At 67.3% G+C, this 422-nt stretch carries 1 pseudogene; it reads right to left on the reverse strand.

The features are described 5' to 3' along the window. Window positions 1–293 (reverse strand): annotated as a pseudogene (locus tag R2S09_RS40295) (RraA family protein); the annotation flags it as partial. Window positions 294–422: the final 129 nt, after the last annotated feature.

The following is a 422-nucleotide window of genomic DNA, read 5'->3' on the forward strand; positions in this document are numbered from 1 at the left end:
CCGTGCGAGACGTCGGGGTAGCCGCCGCTGGAGAGCACGAGTACGTGTTCTGCGGCGCGCCCTTGTCCGAGCGCTGCGTAGAAGTAGTGCTTGAAGTCGTGGTCTGTTTCCGTCAGATCTTCGCGGTAGGGGAGGAAGGAGATGGTGGCGGCACGACCGAAGAGGGGGCGAAGGGGATCGGGGCTGGACATGGCGGGAATGTGAGCCCGGTGGCGGTGGATCCGGCCCATGGCGTCGACGAGTGTGGCGCATCCGAGGCGGGCGGCCCTTGTGGCCGGGGTGTTGTTGTTCATCGGTTTCTTCCCGTCGAGGGGGCCACCGGCCTCGACCGGTGGCGGAGGAGACATGGCTCTGTGGCGCAGCGGCCGGCTGCGGGCATCGGGCATGCTCTGCACACGATGGTCACACAGTGTGCGGGCATC

This window comes from Streptomyces sp. MK7 (assembly GCF_032658145.1).
GTDB lineage: Bacteria > Actinomycetota > Actinomycetes > Streptomycetales > Streptomycetaceae > Streptomyces > Streptomyces spiralis.